This is a genomic window from Streptomyces sp. NPDC001903, assembly GCF_042891345.1.
Lineage (GTDB): Bacteria > Actinomycetota > Actinomycetes > Streptomycetales > Streptomycetaceae > Streptomyces.
Genome location: NZ_JBIASZ010000026.1, coordinates 15,892 through 34,885 on the forward strand (window position 1 = coordinate 15,892; position 18,994 = coordinate 34,885).

At 73.8% G+C, this 18,994-nt stretch carries 13 protein-coding genes; 7 read left to right on the plus strand and 6 right to left on the minus strand.

Annotated elements, in window-relative coordinates; translation table 11 throughout:
• Window positions 1-6: 6 nt before the first annotated feature.
• The 3 genes from ACFYZS_RS36720 to ACFYZS_RS36730 all read right to left on the minus strand — a co-directional run bounded on the left by ACFYZS_RS36720 (window position 7) and on the right by ACFYZS_RS36730 (window position 6,379).
• Complete coding sequence (locus tag ACFYZS_RS36720) at window positions 7-4,296, minus strand: FG-GAP-like repeat-containing protein (protein WP_389022716.1); 4,290 nt, start codon at window positions 4,294-4,296, stop codon at window positions 7-9.
• Window positions 4,297-4,561: 265 nt separating this feature from the next.
• Complete coding sequence (locus ACFYZS_RS36725; protein WP_389022719.1) at window positions 4,562-5,713, minus strand: serine hydrolase domain-containing protein; 1,152 nt, start codon at window positions 5,711-5,713, stop codon at window positions 4,562-4,564.
• 96 nt (window positions 5,714-5,809) lie between these two features.
• Entirely contained in the window at window positions 5,810-6,379 is a 570-nt protein-coding gene (locus ACFYZS_RS36730) for an HPP family protein (RefSeq protein WP_389022722.1), read from the minus strand.
• A gap of 185 nt (window positions 6,380-6,564) precedes the next feature.
• Between ACFYZS_RS36730 and ACFYZS_RS36735 the strand changes: the two genes are divergently transcribed.
• From ACFYZS_RS36735 to ACFYZS_RS36755, 5 genes are all read left to right on the plus strand, one after another.
• Window positions 6,565-6,765, plus strand: coding sequence for a hypothetical protein (locus ACFYZS_RS36735; protein ID WP_389022725.1), 201 nt, complete (start codon window positions 6,565-6,567; stop codon window positions 6,763-6,765).
• Between the two features lie 67 nt (window positions 6,766-6,832).
• Window positions 6,833-7,906, plus strand: coding sequence for a GNAT family N-acetyltransferase (locus ACFYZS_RS36740; protein WP_389022727.1), 1,074 nt, complete (start codon window positions 6,833-6,835; stop codon window positions 7,904-7,906).
• A 275-nt stretch (window positions 7,907-8,181) separates the two neighbouring features.
• Window positions 8,182-9,174, plus strand: coding sequence for an isopenicillin N synthase family dioxygenase (locus ACFYZS_RS36745; RefSeq protein ID WP_389022731.1), 993 nt, complete (start codon window positions 8,182-8,184; stop codon window positions 9,172-9,174).
• Between the two features lie 99 nt (window positions 9,175-9,273).
• Entirely contained in the window at window positions 9,274-10,455 is a 1,182-nt protein-coding gene (locus ACFYZS_RS36750; RefSeq protein WP_389022734.1) for an alpha/beta hydrolase family protein, read from the plus strand.
• A gap of 88 nt (window positions 10,456-10,543) precedes the next feature.
• Entirely contained in the window at window positions 10,544-11,077 is a 534-nt protein-coding gene (locus tag ACFYZS_RS36755) for a GNAT family N-acetyltransferase (protein ID WP_030153966.1), read from the plus strand.
• Window positions 11,078-11,139: 62 nt separating this feature from the next.
• On the opposite strand, the gene ACFYZS_RS36760 is transcribed toward ACFYZS_RS36755, so the two are convergent.
• From ACFYZS_RS36760 to ACFYZS_RS36770, 3 genes are read right to left on the minus strand one after another with little or no spacing between them, the layout of a single operon-like run.
• Window positions 11,140-11,787, minus strand: coding sequence for a hypothetical protein (locus ACFYZS_RS36760; protein ID WP_389022737.1), 648 nt, complete (start codon window positions 11,785-11,787; stop codon window positions 11,140-11,142).
• A gap of 43 nt (window positions 11,788-11,830) precedes the next feature.
• Complete coding sequence (locus ACFYZS_RS36765; protein ID WP_389022740.1) at window positions 11,831-12,145, minus strand: hypothetical protein; 315 nt, start codon at window positions 12,143-12,145, stop codon at window positions 11,831-11,833.
• On the minus strand, window positions 12,142-12,867 hold the full coding sequence (locus tag ACFYZS_RS36770; RefSeq protein WP_389022742.1) for an HNH endonuclease family protein: 726 nt from the start codon (window positions 12,865-12,867) through the stop codon (window positions 12,142-12,144). Before ACFYZS_RS36770 ends, ACFYZS_RS36765 begins: the two co-directional genes overlap by 4 nt.
• Before the next feature lie 270 nt (window positions 12,868-13,137).
• Here ACFYZS_RS36770 and ACFYZS_RS36775 point away from each other — a divergent pair, with 270 nt between their 5' ends.
• Window positions 13,138-14,007, plus strand: a complete 870-nt coding sequence (locus ACFYZS_RS36775; protein ID WP_389022745.1) for a DUF4132 domain-containing protein — start codon at window positions 13,138-13,140, stop codon at window positions 14,005-14,007.
• Window positions 14,004-18,962, plus strand: a complete 4,959-nt coding sequence (locus tag ACFYZS_RS36780) for a DNA-binding protein (protein WP_389022747.1) — start codon at window positions 14,004-14,006, stop codon at window positions 18,960-18,962. The genes ACFYZS_RS36775 and ACFYZS_RS36780 overlap by 4 nt, the downstream gene beginning before the upstream one ends.
• Window positions 18,963-18,994: the final 32 nt, after the last annotated feature.

Below are 18,994 nucleotides of genomic sequence, written 5' to 3' on the forward strand. Positions count from 1 at the left end.
CGTGCGTCAGCTGTAGCGCCGCAGGAAGTCGGTCTGCGACCAGTTCCAGCCGGACGGTGCGCTCCAGCCGCCCTTGGCGCTGTTCAGCGTGCCGGTCGGGGAGGAGAGGTGGGTGAACAGCTGCACCGATCCGTTGGCGTAGCCGAACATGTTGCCCATGTCGTCGCGGCCGTCCCCGTCGTAGTCGCCGGGCACGATCTTCATCTGGCCGTACGTCCAGTTGCCGGCTGCCGACTGCCACATCACGGACGAGGAGGTGGAGAACCCGCCGTCCTTGCCGGCGTTGGCGGCGGCCAGGAACATGCCGTCGTGGCCGTCGGCGTAGTCGTACCAGAGCAGCATGTCGTCCAGGCCGTCGCCGTTGAAGTCGCCGGAGTGCGGGAACGTGCGGTTCCAGTCGCCCCAGCTCGTGATGGTGCCGCTCCAGGACGGGAAGTGGTCCCCGAATCCGCCGTTGGGCTGGGCGAGGAAGGTCAGCGCCTTCACGTCGCCGTTGCCGTACCCGTACAGGGCCGAGAGGTCGTCGCGTCCGTCGCCGTTGAAGTCGCCGGTGATGAACTTCGAGCGCTTGACGTCCCAGCCGGTGGAGCCCTCGTGGTGCGAGGGGAACGGGGCGTTGAAGCCGCCGTTCACGTTGGCGGTGAAGGTGAACAGGGTGTCCGTGCCGTCCCAGTACGAGTACCAGGCCATGAGGTCGTCCCGGCCGTCGCCGTTGAAGTCGCCCGAGTTCAGGGTCATCGAGGACGAGTAGAAGCCGCCCTTGCCCGAGGACCAGGAGACCGTCGGACTCGCCAGCTTGCCGTCGGCCTGGCCGAGCGCCGTGAACAGCTTGACCACGCCGTCGCCGTAGTCGTAGAGGCCCGCCATGTCGGCGCGGCCGTCGCCGTTGTAGTCGCCGGTGGAGAACTTCATGTTGTCGGTGTTCCAGCTGCCCGGCTGGGACTCGTAGCCCTTCAGCGGCCCCTGCAGGGAGCCGTCGCTGTTCGCGAGGAAGGTGTTCAGCGAGGACCGGCTGTCCGCGGCGACGTACCAGGCGGCCATGTCGCTGCGGCCGTCGCCGTTGTAGTCGTCCCGGACCACGGTGTTGCTGGACCACTTGGACTGGCCCGCGGTGTTGTAGATCACCAGGTTGCCGCGGTCCTGCAGCAGCGCGTAGCCGTCCGCCGCCTGGGACTTGGACTCCCAGAGCCGGGTGCCGCCGTCGGCCTTGTAGACGACCAGGTTGCCGTCGGACTGCATCAGGGCCTTGGCTCCGGCATTGCCCGCGGTGTTCGTCCGCCACAGCGCCTTGCCGGCGTTGGAGGTGATGACGAGGTCGCCGTCGGCCTGCATGGTGAGCTTGGCGGAGTTGGACGTGTAGGACTGGCCGGACGCGATGCTCGTGCCGGTCGGGATGAAGGTGCCGCCGGTCACGCCGTCGATGGTGAACCGGCTGCCGAACGAGATGTTGTTGGTCGGGTTGGGAGCCTGGCCGGCCCAGCCGAACATGGTGTTGTCGGCCTTGCGGGCCCACAGGTCGGCGTAGACCGCCCCCGCCGGGTCGTTCGTGTAGTCGCCGGAGGATCCGATGATCGGGTACTCCGCGGCCTTCAGCCCGCCACCGATCTTCACGCGGTCGGCGGCCAGGCCCCACTTGGCCGGGTCCACCTCGCCGTTCGAGCCCTTGGTCGCGTAGGACCGCAGGATGTCACCGCTCGCGTTGTCGCGCAGCCACAGGTCCGGCAGGCCGTCCGCGTTGACGTCGCCCGGGGTGATCAGGGTGAACTTGTCCCAGTCGGTGCCGCCGACGAGAGCGGGGTGGCGGCTGTTGGCCAGGTCGAGGTCCTTGCCGGCCCGGTTGCCGTAGTAGGCCCAGAGCAGCTTGCCCTGCTTGACCAGGAGGTCGGGCTGGCCGTCCCCGTTCAGGTCGCCGGGCGCGGCGATCTGGTCGGCGTCGCTCCAGTGGTCGTCACCGGAGTCGCAGCCCATGTCCGGGTCGGCGACGGGGCAGGTGACGTCGAGTACGACGTTCTTGTCCGGGCGGATCCGGCCGGTGCCGTCGTTCGAGTAGAGCCGGATCCTGTTGCGCTTGTCGGTCGCGCTGTACTCCAGGACGGCCAGGTCGTTGTAGCCGTCCTGCTCCCAGTCGCCGGTCGTGGCGACCTGCTTGCCCGCGAAGGAGCCGCCGGCGTTCGTGGCGTTGTTGAACTCCTTGTTGCCCTGGCTGGCGTAGGTCATCAGGGTGCCGTTGGAGTCGACGCTCCAGATGTCCCGGATGCCGTCGCCGTTGAGGTCGCCCTGGACGTCCCGGCTGGTGCTGCGGGTGGCGTAGTAGAGGTAGGTGGCGATGTCCGACCGGTTGCCGGCCTTGTCCACGCTGTACGCGTACACGAAGTGCGGGCCGAAGCTGGGCGGGGTGACGTTCACCTTGGTGCCGGGCGCGGCCTCCTGCACCTCGGGGTCGGAGTCGGACCAGTAGTGGTAGCCGACCACGTCGGTGGCGCCGTTGGGGGCGAAGGAGAAGGCGCCGGGGGTCCGGGCCTTGCCGGTGGTGGCGGGCCAGCCGCTCTCACCGTTGGGGAACACCGTGGAGGAGATCACCGGAGGCTTGCTCGGCCGGGTCCGGTCCACGGTGAACTTGCAGGTCTTCGAGACCGCGGAGGGCGCGTTGTCCTGGTCGCGCGCCACGACGTTCCACGTGTAGTCACCGGTGGGCAGGTCCGCGTCCGGGACGGCCCAGGTGGTGGCCCGGTTCTTGAGCGCGGGCAGCTGCACCGTCTTGAACGGGGTGGTGACGCCGGGCTTGAACAGCCGGAACTCCGCGGACAGGTTGCCCGCGTCCTTGTCGTCGGTGGTCGCGTAGAGGCTGACCCGGGTGTTGCCGATGACACCGCCGGTGGCGCAGTCCGTCTTCGGGCTGGTGCCGAGGTCCTCGGGCCTCTTCGGCGGGTTGTTGTACGTGAACTCCAGGACGGCGGTCTTGGCGTCGAACTTCTTCCAGCCGAAGGTGTCCGCCTCGTCGGCCGCGTAGAGGCCGAGCGTCACCGAGGCCTTGGGGCTGCCGCTGCTCGGCTTGGCCCGGGACTTGACCAGGTTGGTGACGTCGAACTCCAGGTTCCCGGCCGCGCAGTCGTTGCTCCAGCCCTTGGAGTCGTTGACGGTGGCCAGCGGCGAGCCGCCGATCTTGCCGGGCTGGTTGTTCCAGTTGGTCTGGCGGGAGATGTCGCCGGTCTGCCAGAGCTGCACCGGCCGGTCCTGGCAGGACCAGGACCAGGTGTTCTTGATCCGGAAGGTCGCCGTCTTGACGTCGGCGCCCATCACGGGGCTGGTGTCGAGCTGGACGAAGGAGCGGGAGATCCGGTCGGATCCGCCGGTCTCCGCCTCGTAGCCCACCCGGATGGGGTCCTTGGTGTTCCAGAACGAGGTGCGCGGGTAGTGCTTGTAGACCCGCGTCCAGTTCTGCTTCTTGCCCCAGTCCCAGGACGGGTCGATGAAGACCGGGTAGCGGGTGTCGGAGCCGGTCAGCAGCGCCTGGTCGGGCTTGATCTCGAGGGTGTCCCCGGCGACCGTCGTCGGCATCGGGGCGTCCTTGGAGCCGGGCGGCGGCTCGAAGGCGTCCGAGGGCGCCGGCTCCGCGGCGGCCGCGGCCGCCGCGGAAGAGCCGAAGGCGCTCCGGGCGGCGGGCGCGGCGGCGCTGGAGGCGGTCGTGGAGTCCCACATGGTCGGCGAGGGGCTGGTGAAGACCGTCTGACCCGCCGGGTCGACGGCCAGCACGCTGCCGGTGTCGGCGTCGGTGGAGACGTCCAGGCCGACCGTGGAGAACTTGAACTTCAGCGAAGCCAGTTCGGGGTTCTTGGCCGCCGCGGCCGTCTTGACGACCAGCAGCTGGGAGAAGCCCTCCACCTCCGCCTTCAGCTGGAGGTCCACGCCGGGCAGCACCTCGGCGTAGGTGGCGACGTTGCCCGCGAGCGTGGGCTTGGGGAGCGCCTTGGGCCAGGTGAGCGTGAGGTTGCGGCCGTCCTTGACCCCGGACAGCAGGGGCGCGGTGCCGCCGCCGGAGAAGGTGACGTCCAGCAGGGAGGCCTTCGGCTTCACCGCCCCTCCCGCGGCGAAGGCGAGGGTCGCGTCGGTGGCGACCCAGACGCCGCCGCGCAGGACGCGCACCGCGCTGCCGTAGCGCTTGACGGTCCAGGTGCCGTCCGGCTGCGCCCAGGTGTCCGTGGTCTCGGTCCGCGCCGCGGTCAGTTCGTACGGCTTGCCGGTGGCCTTCGCCTGGCTGAGCGCCCAGTCCTCCGGGCTCGTCGAGCCGTTGGCCACGGGATCTTCCGCCGCGGAGGCGGGGGCCGCCGCCGAGGGGGAGAGCGCAATTCCGGAAGCAATGATTCCGGCTATTGCGGCAAAGGAAACCGCCCGCCGGTGGCGGCGTCTGGAGTGTTCAGTTCTGTGGTTCATCAACGTCTCTCGCCGAACGATATTCGGAGAGACGATACAGGTGCTCTGACCAGGGATCTGTCCCGTATGGGGTCATGATCGCATTGGTCTCGATAATCCATCCGCATATTGCCGGGCGGCCGGATCGGATTCAGGCGCCGGCCGCGTACGTCCAGAAATCGCGCATCACGGCGGGCGGGGTCGGGCTGTTCATTTCGCGCTGGGTGAGCACGATGGAGACGGTGCCGGTGGCCGGGGTGACGTGGCCGGCGGTTCCGCTGCCGCCGATCCAGCCGTACCGCCCCGGCACGTTCCACGGGTCGCGGGCCGTGATGTCCACCGAGCCGCCGAACCCCCAGCCCTGCCCCTCCAGGAACAGCTCGCCGGCGGACCGCTGGGCCGGGGTCAGCCAGTCGGTGGTCATCCGCCGCACCGAGTCGGCCGACAGGAGCCGCCCCCGGCCCCCGTCCAGCTCCCCCTGCGCGAGGAGCATCCGGCCGAACGCCCACCAGTCGTCGGCGGTCGAGACCAGGCCGCCGGCGCCGGAGGGGAAGGCGGGGAGGCTGCTCCACTGATCGTGGGGGGCGTCGGCCAGGGCGAGGCCGTCCTCGCCCTCGCGGTAGAAGCTCGTGAACCGGCCGAGGTCGGAGGCCGGGACGCAGAACCCGGTGTCGGACATGCCCAGCGGCTCGAAGATCCGCTCGGCCATGAACTCGGGCAGGGACTGCCCCGAGACCCGGGCGATCAGCACGCCCAGGATGTCCGAGCAGGTGTTGTACAGGAAGGCCTCGCCCGGCTGGTGCAGCAGCGGGATGCCCGCCAGCGTCTTCAGCCAGACGTCCGGCGCCGCGATGTCCTGCGGTCGCGCCGGGCCCTGCTTCAACTCGCCGACCAGCGGCGCGAGCGCCGGCAGCGAGAAGTCGGACGGGAACCCGTACCCGGCGCGGGAGGTGAGGAGGTCGAACACCGTGATCGGGCGGTCGGCGGGCACCAGGTCGTCGAGCGCACTCGCGGGCGTACGGGCGACCAGCGGGGCGGCCAGCTCCGGCAGCCACGGCGCGATCTCGTCCCCCAGGGCCAGCAGGCGCTCCTCGACGAGCGTCATCGTGGCGGCGGCCGTCAGGGGCTTGGTCATCGAGGCGATCCGGAAGATCGAGTCGCGGACCATCGGAGCCGTGCCCTCCAGGTCGGCCGAGCCCACCGCCTCGACCTCCACCCGGTCGCCGCGGGCCACCAGGCCCACCGCCCCGGGCAGCGATCCGCTGCTCACGTGCCGTTCCAGGATGTCGCGCAGTCCACTCATCACTCCACCTCTCCCGATCCCGCTCCGGATGCCTCCTACAGACTCCCGCAGCGCCGCCCATTCATCGGCCGGACGCGCGGCGCAGGACCGGACGGGTCACCACCAGTAGGCGGGGTACCTCGGCGCCTTGCGCCGGATGCGTGAAGCGGCGTACCCGGTCAGGACGAGCAGCACCGTCGCACCGAAGAGCAGCGGGACGAACCGGGCCGGGGCCGGGCTCTGGAGCACGATCACCACGGAGGTCGCGCAGGCGGGCGAGTGCGGGGTGCGGGCGGCCATCAGCAGTGCGAGCGTGACCCCGGCCGCGACGGCCGCGGCCCAGGCGCTGCTGCCGGCGGCGGCGAGGGCGCCGTAGCCGACGGCGGTGCCGAGCAGATGGCCGACGACCACACCGCGCGGCTGGGCCAGCGGCAGGGTCGGGGCGCTGTGCACGAGGGCGGCGCTGGCGGCCAGCGGCGGTATGAGCACCGGCTCGTGGAGCAGCGCGCCGATCCCGACGAGCCCCAGCAGGACCGCTGTCACGGCGCTGATGCTGTGGAACGCGGCCGCGGTGGTGGGGCGGGCCGGAGCCCGGCCGGCGGTGATCCGCCGCCGGGCCGGCCCGGCGGCGGATGCGGGGGCGGGGGTGGCGGCGGAAGGGGACGGGGAGGGCAGGACGGTGCTCATGTACGGATTCCGGGGCAGGACGAAGGGGTGAACGCGGTCGGGGCGGCACGGAGGCAGGGTGATCAACCGCCGCCCCGGCCTCGCGTCCGTCCCTGGTACGGCCGACGCCGACCGGCTACGACCCTATCCGTCAGGTGTGCGCGGCCCCTCCCGGGGGAGGGATACGGATACGGGAAGGACGGAACATGACCACGCACGCCGACGATCCACAGGCGCGCCCGCCCGCCGACGACGCGGCCCGCGCCCCGGCTCCCGACCCCGCCGGGGGCGGTGAGCCGGCCTGCCTGCTCCACCTGGTCTGCCCCGACTGCGGCCGGCTCGCCGACCACCGCGGCGCCCGGTCCTGCTCCCGCTGCGGCGGCCCGCTCCCGGCCCCCGACTCCTGACGCCTCCGCGACCGCGCCCCGGATATCCGGTGGCCCGGGTGCGGACGGCGGTCCTAAGGTGCGGCCCATGACGATCATGGGCTCCGAAGCCGTAGACCGATCCGTGTCCCTCACCGTGCAGGCGCTCCGCGAGGCGGCGCACCTCGACTGGTCCGTCCCGGCCGCCGGCCTCGAGTGGAGCTGTCACGACACCGCCGTCCACGTGGCGAGCGATTTCATCGGGTACGCCACCCAGCTCACCGGCCGCTCGACCAGCGGGTACGCCCCCTTCGACATCAGCGCCGACCCCGGCACCGCCCCCGAAGGCCTGATCCAGGTCATCGAGGCCACCGGAGGCCTGCTGTCCGCCGCCGTGGCCGTGACCGACCCCGGGGTCCGCGCCTGGCATCCGTACGGCATGGCGGGCCCGGACGGATTCGCCGCGATGGGCGTCGTCGAGACGCTGCTGCACACCCACGACATCCTGAACGGTCTCGGCGTCCACGGCTGGGAGCCCGACGCGGACCTCTGCGAGCAGGTCCTCGACCGGCTCTTCCCGCAGGTGCCGCGCGACCTCGCCGGAGCGTGGCCCACCCTGCTGTGGGCGACCGGCCGGGGCGAACTCCCGGGCCTGCCGCGCCGCACCGCCTGGCGCTGGTACGCCGAACCCGTCACCGCGGAACGCGTCGTGCTCTGCGAGATCTCCCCGCTCGTCGCCGCGGACCTCCACGGCGGCGGCACCGGCGGCTTCGCCTGGGCCGAGGACGGCCCCGGCGAGGGCACCCGGGCCGCCTCCGGGATGGTGGCCAAGTCGCGGGAGGAGGGAACGTTCCGCCCGGGGTGGGGCGCGTACGCCATCGTCCGTACGCAGGACCGGCGGGCGATCGGCGGGATCGGCTTCCACGGCGCCCCCGACGCCGAGGGGAACGCGGAGGTCGGCTACGACCTCGTACCGTCGGCCCGCGGCAACGGGTACGTCACCGAGGCGCTGAGGGGCCTGGTCGCCTGGGCCCTCGCCCAGCCCGGCGTGAGCGCGCTGCACGCCCGCGTCGACGCGGACAACGCCCCCTCCCACGGCGTGCTCGTACGGGCGGGGTTCGAGCGGACGGGCTCCACCGAGGACGGCGGAGCCCGCTACACCCTGCGCGGGGCCGTTCGGTAGGTCGCTTCGGGTCGGGGTACGGGCGGCCGGCCGCCCGGCCGCCGACAGTCCGCGGAAGTACCGCCGGTCGGGGTCGGCCTCCCGGGCCTGCGCGGCGGCGCGCTCCTCCCGGCCGCCGTAGCCGTGGGCCCGCGCCCAGTGGTCGGCGCACCTGACCTACGCTGCGGACTCCCCGCCGTGCAGCGGCCTGGAGCAGCGTCCTTGAGTCCGGGCGGGGAGGCGGGGCGATAGCGTGGGAGGCGGACGCCCGACACCGGCTCGGAAGGCAGGCCCCGATGGCGAGTTCTCCGATTTCCCCCGCTTCCGCCCGTTCCCGAATTCCCGTGATCGACCTCGGGCCGTGGCGGTCCGGCGAGGCCGGGGCGCGCGAACGGATCGCCGCCCGCGTCGACGAGGCCCTCCAGAGCGCCGGGTTCCTGCTGGTCACCGGGCACGGGGTGGATCCGGGGCTGCCCGCGCGGATCCGGGCGGCCGCCAAGGAGTTCTTCCGGCAGCCGGCCGAGGCGAAGGAGCCGTACGCGGTCGCGGTCGGCGGCCGCGGCTGGCTCGGCCCGGGCGCCGAGGCCAACAGCTACGCGGAGGGCGCGGCCTCGCCGCCCGACCTCAAGGAGTCCTGGTCCTGCGCGGCGGACGAGCCCACCGGCAACCCGTCCGTGGACGCCGAGTGGTTCCGCCCGAACGCCTGGCCGGCCGAGGTGCCGGCGCTGCGGCCGCAGGCCCTCGAGTACATCGCCCGGATGAGGGAGCTGTCCGACGAGCTGCTGGAGCTCCTCGCTTTCGCACTCGGCCTCGCCGAGGACCACTTCACCCGCCACACCGGGCACCCCACCTGGGGGTTCAACCTCAACTGGTACCCGGGCACCGAGGTGATCGGCGAACCGCTGCCCGGCCAGTTCCGCATCGGGGCGCACACGGACTTCGGGACGGTCACCGTCCTCGACCGCGAGCCGGGCGCGGGCGGACTCCAGATCCACACCGACGCCGACGGCTGGCAGGACGCCCCCTACGACCCGGCCGCGCTCACCGTGAACATCGGCGACCTGATGGCCCGCTGGACGGGGGACCGCTGGCGCGCAGGCCGCCACCGCGTCCTGCCGCCGCCGTCCGACGCACCGGCCGAGGAGCTCGTCTCGCTCGTCTACTTCTACGAATGCGACGCGCACACCCGGGTCGAGTCCCTCCCGGCCCCGATCGGCCGGGTGGTCCACGAGCCCGTGGACTCCCACGCCTACCTGAGGGCGAAACTGGACGCGATCACCGTGTCCTGACCCTCCTCCCGGAGGGGGAGCCGGGTGTCCCGCAGGGGGAGGCCCCGCTCCTCCTGAGAGGTGACGATCACGCGCGGCCCGCTGCGTAGGTTCGACGTCATGAACCGACGCCGAACCGCCGCATCCCTCGCGTTACTCGCCCTCCTGCTGCCGCTGCCACTGGTGGCCGCCGGCCCCGCCGCGGCCGCCCCGCCGCCGACGGCCGGCTCCGCGGACTCCCGTGTGGTGCTGCCGCAACTGCCGCGCCCCACCGGCACGTTCGCGGTCGGCCAGGAGACCTTGCACCTGGTGGACCGCAGCCGGACCGACCCCTGGGCGGGGTCCGGACCGCGCGAGCTGATGGTGACCATGCGCTACCCGGCCCAGCGCGGCACCGGGGGGCCCGTCCGGCCCTGGCTCACCCACGAGGAGGCCCGGCTGCTGCTGGCCGACCGCGACCTGGACGAGGCCGTCGCGGTCGAGAGCCTGGTCGGGACCAAGGCCTACGCCCGCTCCGACGCCCGTCCCGTGGCCGGCCGGTACCCCCTGATCGTCCTGTCGCCCGGATTCACCGTCCCGCGCGCCACCCTCACCTCCCTCGCCGAGGAGCTCGCCTCCCGCGGCTACGTGGTCGCCGCCGTGGACCACGCGTACGAGACCTCCGGTACGGCCTTCCCCGGCGGGCGCGTCCTGACCTGCCTGGCCTGTGGGAAGGCCAACAGCGAGGAGGGCGCCAGGCAGGTCACCGACAACCGGGCCCGTGACGTCTCCTTCCTCCTGGACCGGCTCACCGGCCGCCACCCGGCCTGGCACAACGCCGGCCTCATCGACCCGGGCCGGATCGCGATGGCCGGGCACTCCATCGGCGGCTCCGCCGCGGTCGCCGCCATGGCCACCGACCCGCGGATCCGGGCCGGGATCGACATGGACGGCGGGGTGTTCTCGCCGGTCCCGGCGGGCGGGCTCGGCGGCAGGCCCTTCATGCTGCTCGGCGCGCAGGAGTCCCGCCCGGGCAACACCGGTACCGGAGAGGCGAGCTGGGACCCCAACTGGAAGCGGCTCGACGGCTGGAAGCGCTGGATCACCCTCGACGCCTCCCACCACTTCACCTTCACCGACTGGCCCACCATGAGCGACCAGCTGGGGCTGCCCCCGCTGACGCCGCTGCCCGGCGCCCGTTCGGTCGAGCTGACCCGGCGCTACGTCGGCGCCTTCTTCGACCAGCACCTGAAGGGCGTCCCGCAGCCGCTGCTCGACGGCCCGGACCCGCAGGCCCCGGAGGTCCGCTTCCACACCCCCTGACCGGGGGCCGGGGCGGTGGCCGGGTCCGCGGCGGCCGCCCGGGCGGACCCGATTACCGCTGGTCGGCGGTGTTCGGCAGGATGGGGGCATGACCGAGATCCGCACCCCCCGCCTGCTCCTGCGCCGCTGGACCGACGACGACCTCGTCCCCCTGTCGGAGATCAACGCCGACCCGGACGTGATGCGCTGGATCGGCGACGGCTCCACCCTCGACCTGGAGGAGACCGCCGAGGAGATCGAGCGCTGGGAGGAGGAGTGGGACGAGGAGGGCTTCGGCCTCTTCGCCGTCGAGCTCCTGGCCTCGGGCGAGCTGATCGGCGCGGTCGGCCTGACCGTGGCGCAGTCCCCCTCGGAGGTACGGGACTTCGTGGCGGTCAGCTGGCGTCTCGGCCGGCCGTACTGGGGCCAGGGCTACGCCTCCGAGGCCGCGCAGGCCACGTTGGAGTTCGCCCTCCAGGACCGCGGTCTCGACCGGGTGATCGCGGTCAACCGGTCGGGCCACGAGGAGTCCGAGAACGTGATCCGCAAGCTGGGCATGGTGCTGGACCTCGACACCACGGACCCGGAGCACGGCCACCTGCTCCAGGTCCACAGCATCGACCTGACGGAATACGAGGCCTGAAGCGAGGCTTGGCACGAGGCCGTCCCGAGGCCGGCCCGGGGGCTCCTTCCGCGGCCCGCGGGTCAGGGCCGGCGGAACCAGCGGCGCCGCGGGGCGGCCGGCGGGCCGAACGGCGGGAGGGCCTTGAACCGCTCGTGGAAGACCACCGTCGGGGCGATGCGCCGCAGCGCGCCGCGGACCAGCGTGAGCGGGTGCTCGGGGAACTGCGCGTCCCACTCCTCGAGGTCGGCCACGTGGTACGGCAGGCCGCCCGTCACGTCCGGCCCGTACGGGTGCGGGCGGAAGTAGTTCTCGTGGCCCACGCGGGCACCGACCAGGGCCTCCCGCATGCCCGTCGTGCCCTGCTCGCCCGCCTGCACCTTGATCACCGTGCTGCAGCCCTCCTTCGGCACGGTCCAGGAGGCGAGGAACACCAGCCCGTGCTCGGTGTTCGGCCGCCGGATCTTGACCAGCTGCCGTACGGCCGGGACGGAGTCCACCTCGCCGGGCACGGCCTCGATCAGCCCGCCGCCCGCCCGGGCCACGGAGCGGGCGAGGCCGTGCCGGAGCCGGTCGCCCTCGTGCAGCGGCGCCGGCAGGTCCGGGACCAGGGGGAAGAAGTGGACCGAGAGGACGAGGCCCCTCTCGTCGGTCCAGACCCCTTGCTCGCGCTCGGTGAAGCCGGTGAGGTCCATGGCCGTGATCGGCGTCGGTGTGGATATCGGTGTCATGGGGATCATGATGCTGATCTGCGGCCGGGCCCGCCGCAGCGGGTCAGCCGGCGGCCGGGCCCGGAGGCAGGACCGGGGCCTGGGCGGCATGGCCGGTGCGGACCGCCGCGAGGGCCGCCCGGTGGACGGCCGCCGGGTCCGCGTGGTGCGGGACCGGGCTGCCGGTCAGCGTGTACCACTCCTCCGCGTCCTTGTACTGGACGTCGATCCGGACCAGGCGGCCGTCCGGGAGCGCCGTCGTACGCAGGGTCAGCGGGCCCGTGATGACCCCGACCTCCTCCGTCATCGCCCCGCCGGGCCCGGCCAGGACCTCGTCGCACCACTGCCGCGGTCCGGCCGTGTGCTGTCGTCCGGTCATGCCGCGCAGCCGTCCAGCATCGTCGTGAGCATCTTCTTCTCCGGTTCCGTCACGGTCAGGCCGTAGGTGGATTTCACGATGGTCCAGGCCCTCCCGTACTGGCACCAGCTCGACTTGTCCGGCGGCTGCCACAGGTCGGGGCTCTGGTCGCCCTTCGAACGGTTCGTGGCCGCCGTCACCGACAACAGCTGAGGGTGGGTCAGGTCGTTGGCGAAGGCCTTGCGCCGCGCGGCGTCCCAGGCGGCCGCGCCCGAACGCCAGCCCTCGGCGAGCGGCACGATGTGGTCGATGTCCATCTTCGACGCCTCGGTGACCACGGCCCCGTCGTACAGGCTCTTCCAGGTGCCGGAGACCGCCTTGCACTCGGAGTCCTGCTTGACGTCCGTGCCGTCGCGCTTGAGGACGACCTCGCGGGTGTCGCACTTGTTGCCCTGCTCGGCCCAGTGGGTGAACTTGGCCCGGCTGTAGCCGGCCATGGTCCCGGGCGGCGCGACCTTCAGCGCGGCCAGCTGGGCACGGGCCGCCTGGACGCCGACCATGCCGGGCAGCACGTCCCCCGAAGCCGGTTTGGCGTCACCGCCGCCGGGAGCGGAGGGCGAGCCGGCGGCCGCCGAGGGCTTCGCGTCCTTGCCCGGCACGGCGCCGGTGCCCGAGCATCCGGTCACGGCCAGCAGCACCGCCGCCGCCAGGACCGCACCCCGTACACGTATCTGACGTCCCATGAACCCACCCCGAGCCGGTCCCGCACCGCACACTGTCCCGGAAAGACTACCCAGAACCGGACATTCAACCGGTCGGTCAACCCGCCCCGGCCGCGCCGCCGTCGGGCCGGGCGCCGAGCGGGCCGCCCGCGCGGGCGCCGAGCGGGGCCCCTCGGCGGGCGTTGTCAGAGGCTCTCGCTAGTCTCCCGGCATACCGCAGCTCAGGGGGCTACTCCCCTTGGTCGAGGCTGCGCGCATCCGGGATTCGGGCAGGCGGAGGGGCACGTACTGATGGCATGGCTGGCGGCGGGCGAGGGGTACGAGATCGCCCTGGTGGAAGGGAAGGTGGCGGCGCGGTCCGCCACCGGCCGCACTGCGGGACGGCAGTTGAAGTCACTGCCCAAGGCGCTGCGCGACCACCCCGAGGTGGACCGGCTGCGCCGGCTCGCCGAATGGCTGGAACGGCACGAGACCGCCTGCATCGCCCAGGTGGACACCTGGATGGTCTCCTCGCTGCCCGTGCCGACGGCGCTCCTCGCCCGGGTCTGGCCGGACGAGGCCTGGCAGAGCGCGCTGCGCGACATGGCCGTCGTCGGCGAGGACCCGGACGAGGTGGGCTTCCTGCGGGACGCCACGGCCTCCGGTGAGCTGAAGGTGGTCAACCTCGACGGCGAGACCGTACGGCTCTCCCCGCGCACGGTGACCCTGCCGCACCCGGTGCTGCTGCCCGACCTGGACGACGTACGGGACTTCGCGGCCGAACTCGGCATCGTGCAGCGCGTCGAGCAGATCCACCGGCCGACCTGGGAGAAGCCCGGGGACCTGGCGGCCACCGCCACCGAGGTACGGGACTACGCGGGCGGGGTCTTCGCGAGCCGCTTCGGCCTGGCCGCACGGGCCACGGGCCTCGGCTACCGGGTCTCCGGCGGCTACGCGACCTGCAAGGTCCGCGACACCGGCCGGGGCACGGAGGCGGCGGTCTGGATCGGCGAGCCGTACTACGAGGACGAGACGAGCACCGGCGCCCTGAGCTGGCACGACGAGAACGGCCGGGCGGTGCGCCTGACGGAGGTCGGACCGGTCGCCTGGTCCGAGGGAATGCGGATGGCCGCGGCGCTGTACGCCGGGCGCAAGATCGAAGAGGGCGGGGACGCGCGATGAGCAACACCACCGGCACCACGAGGACGAACGACGCCGCGGCCGAGGCCGAACTGCTGCTCAAGGCCGGCGCCGTACTGCCGAGCGGCACCGAGGGCGCGGGTCCCTCGGCGGTCGACCTGACCGCGCGCTCCTACCGGCACCCCGCCCTGCCCGACGACCGCGTCGTCGTCCGGCTCGCCGCCGCCGAACTGGGGGCCGCCGAGGACCTCGCCGCCGGCTTCCTGGGACTCGTGCCCGCCGAGGCCGAGGGCGCGCCGCCCGTGGTCGGCCTCGGGCAGCGCCAGGCCCTCGGCTTCCCCGAATGGGTCCTCGTCCACCACCCGGAGGACGGACACCACGCCCTCGCCGTGGTCCCCGAACTCGACCGGCTCGCCCGTACGGCCAAGACCAAGCCCAAGGCCGCCCTGGACGCCTGCCACGAACTGGCCGGCCGGCTCGGCGCCGCCGTCCCGCACTTCCTGCCCGTCTTCTACGAGCAGGCCGCCCGCATCTTCCTCGCCGTCGAGAACACCACCTACGCCGCCCAGCTGTTCGGCCGCGCCCGCACCAGCGAGGCCCAGCACGGCCTGCCCGTGGACGAGGACCGCCTCGACGCGGTCTTCCTCGAATTCGCCCTGGTCGGCGCCCTCCCGGTGAAGGTGCTCACCGGCTACGCCAAGGAACTGTCCGCCCGCGTCAGCCCCGCCGAGGCGTACGAGCGCTTCCGCCGGCTGTGCGTACGCCGCACCGCGGGCGGACTGCCGCCCTCCGCCCAGGCCGCGACCGAACTGCGCCGCCTCGCCCGCGCGGCCGGCCTGACCGGCACCGAGGCCGAGCAGGACTACCTCGCCGAGCTGCTGCCGCTGCCGGCCACACTGCGCGCCGCGTACGGCTGGTGGAAGGCGCACCGCAGCGCGCTCGTCGCGCTGGCCCGCCGGGTGCCGTCCGTACGGGGCACCCTGCTCGGCCTGATGCCGCCCGGCGGCGGCGACGGCGAGCTCCCCGAGCTGTGGCTGGGCCTGCTGGAGGAATCCGGCGCCACCGACGGACTGGTCCGCGCCGACCTGCCCGCCGAGCAGCGCTGCTCCGACGGCGCCGCCGGCTGGCTGGAGCGCTTCCACGCCGCCCGGCACACCGGCTGGGGCTCCCGCCCCACGCTGCCCGCCCTGCTCGACCTCGTCACCCGCGCCGCCGACCGGCTGCGCGCCGAACTCGCCGAGCCCGGCCGCGAAGCGGGCCTGAAGGTGGGCGTCGAGGACGCCGACCTGCTGGACCTGCTGCTCTCCCTGGACGTCCCCGTCACCGACCCCGAGCCCGACTCCGGCTCGCGCCGCCGCCACGACCAGCTGAACCTGGCCGACTGGGCGCGCTCCGACCGGCGAAGGGACCTGCTCGCCGTCGCCGCCGACCAGCGCTTCAGGCCTGCCTTCCGGCGCGCCGCGTACGGCCTGGGCGGTGACGCCCACGCGGTGGAGGTCATGCGACTGCTCGCCGCCTCGCCCGGCGGCCGCCCCATGCTCACCGAGTGGATGCGCGAGGTGGCCGGCGCCTCCACCGCCGCGGGCCTGCCCGGACTGCCCGACGCCGTCCGCCGGCTGACCTGGCTGCCCGCCGAGGCCCTCGAACTCGCCCGCGAGGAGGTGGCCCTCGCCGCCGCCGCCGACCTCGGCGAGACCCTGGCCCGCACCCTGCGCACCGGCCTCTTCGAAGAACTGTGCTGGCCCGCCTGGGAGAGCGCGGTCGCCGAGATGACCCCCGCCGGACAGGGCGGCGGGCACGGGCTGACCGTCGTCGAAGCCTGGCCCCACCTGATCGTCGCCAACGCCACCCAGGTCCGCGTCATCGACGCCGACTCCACCGTGCTCACCCACGACCTGCGGGCGGCGAGCAACAACGCGCGCCGCTTCGGATTCCACTACGTGGACGGCGAACTGCTCGTCTTCTGGGCCCAGTACGGATCCGGGGGCGTCGAGGGCTACTGGCACACCGACCCCGGCAACGTCTTCAGCGTCGACGTCGACGGCGGCTACTGGAACCTGCGCTCCGAGGACATCAGCCTGCCCCTGCCCGGCGGCGGCCGCACCACCGGCGGCGGGGTCCTGCACGCCGGGGACACCAAACTGCCGGGCGAGCGGCGGCTGCTGTCCGACGGCACCTCGTACTGGGTGTGGCAGCGCCGCGACCAGGAACACGACGGCGGCTGGCGCGAGTACGACCCCGAGGGCGGCACCTTCGGCCGGTTCTCGGCCCCCGGCTTCCTCGCCGACGCCCTGAGCGCGCACCCCGGGGACGGCAACACCGTGCCCGCCCAATCCTGCTGGCTGCGGCCCGCGCCCGCCGTCGAGGGCTCGGTCCTCGGCGCGCCCGCGGACGGCCTGCTCGGCTGGCGCGCCGTACGCGTCCCCGGCCGCGGCTGGGAGGCCTCGGACACCGGCGGCCGCCGGGTCGGCGTGCCCGAGGGCGCCGAGATGCCCGTCGCCGCGCTCACCTTCCCCGGCGACGAGCGGCCCCGCGCACTGACCCACCGCTGGCGCGAGCTGAGCATCAGCGACCCGGACGGCGTGGTCACCGCCCAGTCGCGCAGCGACTACCGCACCGCCGCCTTCGCCACCGGCAGCGTCGAACTCCCGCCGCTGCCCTTCTGGTACGCGCTGCGCCCGCGCGACCCGGAGGCCTCGGCCGCCCTGCGCGCCGCCGACGGCGCCTCGATCGGCGTCCTGCTCAAGGCGGCGGCCGCCGCCGAGGCGGCCACCGATCTGCCCGGCCTGGTCCGCGCGGCGCTGCCGCAGGTCACCGCCCCGCAGCTGATCGGGGGCATCGTCGAGGTGCTGCGCTTCGCCATCACCCAGCAGGAGGCGCTGGACGGGGTCGCCGCGCGGCTGGACCCCGACTCGGCCTCGGCCGACCGGGAGCCCCAGGGCCCCACCGACGAACTGATCGCCGACGCGCTGCACGGGCTCGTCGGCACCGGGTACTACCGCTGGGGCGCCCAGAGCGACGTCGCCCACCGCTACCTGGACGGGCTGGTCCGGGCGGCCGCCGACACCGGCGCCGAACAGGTCCCCGGCCGGCTCCACTTCGACCTGCCCGAGCTGGCGTACTCCGCGCTCCCCTTCACGCAGCTGCTGGACCAGCCCGCGGCGATCGCGTACCGGGCCGTCGCCGTCGGCACCACCGAGGAGCAGCGGACCGCCCTGTGCACCCTGCTCGGCCGGGTGGACGCGCTCGGCCTGGACTCGGCCGAGGGCTCCGCGGACCACTGGCGCCGGGTCCTGGTCCACCTCGACGAGCGGCACCTGCGCACCCCCGACGGCATCGAGCGCAACACCTCGCACCGCAGCCTGCTCCCGCTGGGCGGCGGAGCCGTCCTCGGCCTCACCGAGCACAACGTGTCCGTGCCCGGCGGCCACGAGTTCGGGGCGCTGCTGTACGACCCGGCCGGCCGCTTCGCCGTGCCCGGCCCCTACACCGTGCGCGGCGACGCCCCCCTCGGCGACCGGGAGCGCGGCCCCGGCTGGTTGGCGGCCTTCCTGGCCGAGGCCGCCGAGCGCGGGACGGCGCCGTTCCTGCCAGAAGCCGCGGAGGAGTTCGCCCGCCTCACCGGGGTCTCCGGCACGCTGGCCCGGCTGCTGCTGGCCGGCCTGCCGAACATCGACAGCTACGAACACCACTTCCTGCCAGCCGAACTGCGCACCGTCCTGGGCGTCAAGGCGGCCGACGCGAAGCACGCCCGCGCCGAACTCAAGAGCCTGCAGATCGAGGTGCGGCGCGAGGTCGTCGCCGCGCTGCTGCCCGCCGACCCGGCGCGGCTGTGGACCGACGGGCCGGACGCGGCCGCCGCCGCGCGGGCCTGGAACCGCCTCCTGGGCCGGCGTACGCCCGTGCCCGAGTGGCTGCTCGCCGAGGCCACCCGAGCCGCGCGCACCGGCTGGTCCACGCACCGGGCCCTGGCCGCGATCCTCGGCCCGGACCGGTCGCCCGCCTTGAGCGCCGACGTCGCCTGGGAGGTCAAGGGGGACCACGTCGAGCCCCGCGAACCGGCCGACGAGCCGTTCACCTCGACCATCCTGACCGGCGCGCTCACCCTGACGGCCTGGGCCGCCCACCGGCTGCCCGCCGGGGACCCGCTGCGGGCCGCGCTGCCGCCCGCGCTGAGCGCCGTGCGCCAGCGGCTCGCCGCACCGGAACTGATGCTCAGCATCGGGCACTTCACCAGCCTGCCCGACTTCCGGAAGGCGGCGGGCACGCCGACCGAGACGGGCGAGGGGTACGAGCGCTACGGCGCGGTGGTCATGGCCACCGCGGACGACCGGCCCAAGCCCGCGCTGCGGACGGCCCTGCTCGACTCCACCGGCTCCGACCCGTACCTGCCGGCGCTGCGCGGCGAGGACCAGCAGCCCTCGTCGGTGGAGACGGCGCTGCGGGCGGTCCACGACCCGCGGTTCGCGGCGCTCCTGGCGGATCCGGGCGCGCCGGCCGCGGGGACCGTCGACAAGGACGGCACGTGGTGGCCGCAGGATCCGAGCCGCTCGGTGCCCGAGCTGGTGGCGGAGGTGTCCGAGGCGCACGGCCTGGGCGCGGACGCGGCCGCCGTGTACCTGGCGCTGCTCGCGATGCCCGACCCCACCGACCGCAACCTGGCGCGCTGGACGGGCTGGAAGCCCGCCCGGCTGAAGGCCGCCCGCGCCGAACTGGCCGCCACCGAACTGGTGGTGACGGCCTCCCGGACCCGGGCCGGGCGCTCGCTCTTCCTGCCGGGAGGCTGGGCGGAGATGTCCTCGCCGGTGCTGCCGGTGGAGCTGTGGAAGCTGCCGATGTACGGGCTGGCCCCGGGCGGCCGGCCGGTGCTGGGAGTGCTGGTTCCGGACGAACCGGCCGCCGACCTCTACCGGCGGGCCTGGCAGCGGGTCCGCGAGGGCGACGTACCGCGCTTCGAGGCCCTGAAGGTCAAGCGCACCCGCGCACGCCGCCGCTGACGCCCGGGCCGGCCGCGGCGCGGCGCCCCCTC